Annotated in this window: 4 protein-coding genes; all 4 read right to left on the reverse strand. The window is 33.8% G+C overall.

Annotated features, from left to right (window positions below):
* Nucleotides 1-277: 277 nt before the first annotated feature.
* The 4 genes from BLQ19_RS20660 to BLQ19_RS20675 all read right to left on the reverse strand — a co-directional run bounded on the left by BLQ19_RS20660 (nt 278) and on the right by BLQ19_RS20675 (nt 3,533).
* Nucleotides 278-796, reverse strand: a complete 519-nt coding sequence (locus BLQ19_RS20660; protein WP_254788501.1) for an NIF family HAD-type phosphatase — start codon at nt 794-796, stop codon at nt 278-280.
* Nucleotides 797-1,047: 251 nt separating this feature from the next.
* Nucleotides 1,048-1,761, reverse strand: coding sequence for an SDR family NAD(P)-dependent oxidoreductase (locus BLQ19_RS20665; protein ID WP_074539636.1), 714 nt, complete (start codon nt 1,759-1,761; stop codon nt 1,048-1,050).
* A 390-nt stretch (nt 1,762-2,151) separates the two neighbouring features.
* Nucleotides 2,152-2,445 (reverse strand): DUF7677 family protein, encoded by a 294-nt coding sequence (locus tag BLQ19_RS20670; protein WP_074539637.1) that lies wholly within the window; start codon nt 2,443-2,445, stop codon nt 2,152-2,154.
* 221 nt (nt 2,446-2,666) lie between these two features.
* A complete protein-coding gene (locus tag BLQ19_RS20675) occupies nt 2,667-3,533 on the reverse strand; it encodes an alpha/beta fold hydrolase (RefSeq protein ID WP_083332328.1) in 867 nt (288 codons plus the stop codon).
* Between the last annotated feature and the right edge of the window lie 120 nt (nt 3,534-3,653).

The raw sequence follows: 3,653 nt of genomic DNA on the forward strand, positions 1-3,653 counted from the left end.
TTTCATTTTTTCCGTCATCCACGAAAGTCCACTAAAAGAGTCATTATCCATAATTTTAATTTATTTCCTGCGGTTTTTTTAGCTTACCTACAACGTTAAATATATGGCAAGTTGGGCAGAAAATAAGCGATTACTTTCGGTTTAACCACAAGCCAAATCTTTTTATTTTGTTTTAATTTTTCTCTTTTAATACCAAATCAAAAGATTTGGCGACTTTGCAAATAGACAACAACCTTTCGATTAAGCACTATTCGCCCAATTTGCTATATATAGTGTTCTAAGCCGTTTTGTTTTTCCATCCTCGCTTTTCAAAACTCCTTACGTTTGAACTACTTTTTATAGAATTCAGATATTCCGCAAGAGTTTTCAGTTCCACATCAGTTTGATTTCCTTCAAAAGCTGTCACATAAATGGCATTTCCATAATTGTCTTTCGTTTTTTCAGGAGAATCGTCAATCATTAATATCCGTTCAATTGAGAAACCTTTCTTTTTTACTTTTTTAAGCCTTTTTTGGTGAACATATTCATCAAGTTCGTAATCTCTTTTTGTTGTACAACGAGTTCTTCCCCAAACAAACTCGAATTCAATATTTTCAGGTTTAATTTTTTCAACTATTTCCTCAACGTATTTATCGTCAGCAGAAGACCAAATAGCTAATTTAAAATCAGCACTCATAGATTCCAGAAACCAATCAAGATGCGGTCTTCTATAAATGAAATAATCGGCATACTGAAAGTCAAAGTCAATTTCGAGTTTTCGCTCAGTTGCGTGAATTAGAGTTTCATCTAAATCCAATACTAATAATATTTTATTCTCAATTTCCAATTTCGGTAATGGCTTAGAACGTCTAGTATAAGAAACGTAGGGCAATAAGTAAGCACTTTCGTTTCGGTTTATTACTTAGCTAAATATAAATATTTTGCTTTTATCTTTTCTTCTATAGACGCCAAATTTTATATTTAGCGGACTTTGTTAATATTTACAGACCTTTCGGTTTAGCACAAACGCCCTATGTTTTTTATACATTGTTAGCCACTGGCTTTATTTTACATTCTTCTATAAATTCCACTTGGAAGTCTTTTTAAAATTCCTGCAATAAGTCGCCATCTTTTCGTTACATATCCAACACTCTTTTTCCTTTTTATAATTTTAAAAATTTGTTGAGCTGCTTTTTCTTTTGTGGCTACCCAGAATTGTCCTTCTCCTTTAGCCATATCTGTATCTACAAATCCAGGTCTAATGTCAGTCACATAAATTGGTTTCTTTGTTTTAGTCGATTTTTGTCTTAGACCTTCTAAATAGTTTATCTGGTAAGCTTTCGAAGCATTATAAGCTGGTGCCATTCTGCTTCCTCGAATTCCTGCAATGGAACTTATTGCGGCTAAATGACCTTTTCCTTCCTTTTCAAAATAATTAAATGTCCAATCAACTATTTCGGTAAAAGCATTAACATTTAATAAGTTAGTCTTATTCTCAATTTCATAATTCAATTTTTCGTTTAAATCTCCTGTTCCTGAACTCAAAATCAAAAGGTCTAGACCTCCTAATTTATTGGTTAAATCAGTTAACTTTTCAGTATTGTTTTCTGTTGTACAGTCAAATGAGCTTATTAAGTAACTTTCTGGTCTGCTTTCTCGCATTTTTTCTAATTCAGGTTTTCGTCTCCCTGTAATACCAACTTTATATCCATTCTCAACAAGAATTTTTGCAAGTTCATTTCCAATTCCTGAAGAAGCTCCGACTATAATTGCTTTTTTCATTCTGTTTTTTTGCGCTTGTGGCTAACGTCTCGGCTAAGCGTAGTGCGGAGATAAGGAAACTTTTCGTTTCCGTCTGCGCACGAAGCTAAAGCTTATTGTTTAGTTTTATTTTTTCTTGTCCAAAGCTAAATCCATAAGATTTAGCGACTTCATAAATATACACAGACCTTTAGATTTAACCCTAAAGTCCGCATTACGTTTAGGCATTGTTAGGCGCAGTTTTTCTCCATCTGAGTGCGCCGTTTCCATTGCGTTTTGTGTTTTTTATTCCGGATGAGTTGGAAGTCCATCCGTAACAGTTGCATATGAGTGAAGTCCATTTGCACAAACCTACTCAAAAGTCCATCCTCAATATTTTTCAAATTCCGATTCCGTTATTTGTTTTTCTTTTCAATGTAATTCAATCTCCCAATCTTCATAAGGCGGCTGAACTTCAAATTTAGAATCGCAATAGGAGCGAATATAATCGACGGCTCTCTTTTCCGCATACTTGGCATTTATTACTTCTCCGTTTTCGTCCATTTCTATAACATTCGCAAATATTGCAAATGCACGCTCTATTGCACTAGGTTCATTTCCAAATAAGCCGAGATACTCAATTCCGTCTAATTGATAATGTGTTCCACTTGCAATAAAGTATGAGAACGTCCTTAATGCTCCGCTGAAAGAATTACTTAATTTCATGTTTTTTCAATATTGCGCCTAACGTTAAATATATGGCATGTTGGGCAATAAATAAACGATTATTATTGGTTTAGTCACAAGCCAAATCTTTTGTATTTTGTTTTAATTTTTCTCTTTTAAGACCAAATCAAAAGATTTGGCGACTTTACAAATAGACAACAATCTTTCGGTTAAACACTAATCGCCCAATTTGCTATATATAGTGTTGTGCGTTCGCCTTTTTATCCTTTTTCTTTTGATAAACTATAGGCAATTTTCAGAAATTCTAAAATTTTATTATTTACAATATTTGGTGTCTGTTCAGCAGGGTAATGACCTGCGCTTTTTACTACTAAAAACTGAACTTGACTATTCATGATTTTGTCTAATCCATCTTTAACAGCAGTTCCCATAGCATTTTCTCCACCAATTGCTAAGACAGGAAATGAGATTGTTTTGAATTTCCTTGTATGTATAGCCTTAATATCTTCTTGTTGTGTTCGGTAATATCCAAGCGTAGCGGGTAGACATTCTGGTTTGACATATGCTTTCAGATATACCTCTCTAGCATCTTTTTCAATACCTTTTGGTCCAGCACTAGCATCAAGAAATGTTCCATAGTAATAGGATTCTCTTTCAGGGACTAAATTTTCGGCAAGTTCTAATTGGCGATTAAAAGCTCCATGCCAATTGGGATAATACTTGTTTCCCGGCGTAGGAATATTTTGATTGACACCAGGTAAAATCTCTTCCTCAATTATTAGCGCCCAAATTCGAGAAGAGTAATCCATTGAAATTATATATGCAATAGTTCCTCCCCAATCATGTCCGATAATTGCAAATTCACTTATTTCTAAAATATCCACCAACTTTATGACCTCCTCTGAGAGTGTTTCTTTTTCCCAGTTTCCATCTCCTGAAGATTTCCCTCCAAGTCCACGTAATGTAATAGCTATTGTACGATATCCTGCTTTGTTTAATTCTGGTATATTTTTTCTCCAATGATATGAAGTTACTGGCCAACCATGAATCAAAATTATGACAGGACCAATACCTTGGTCTTCAACTTCTATAAATATTTTGTTTTCTATATCAATATTTTGTAACATGATTATTTTCGGTTTTATAGGTGACGCACAACGTTAAGTATAAGAAACGTAGGGCAGGTGATAAGCACTTACGTTTCGGTTTATTACTTAGCTAAATATAAATATTTTGCTTTTATCTTT

The sequence above is a fragment of the Cellulophaga baltica genome (assembly GCF_900102165.1).
Lineage (GTDB): Bacteria > Bacteroidota > Bacteroidia > Flavobacteriales > Flavobacteriaceae > Cellulophaga > Cellulophaga baltica.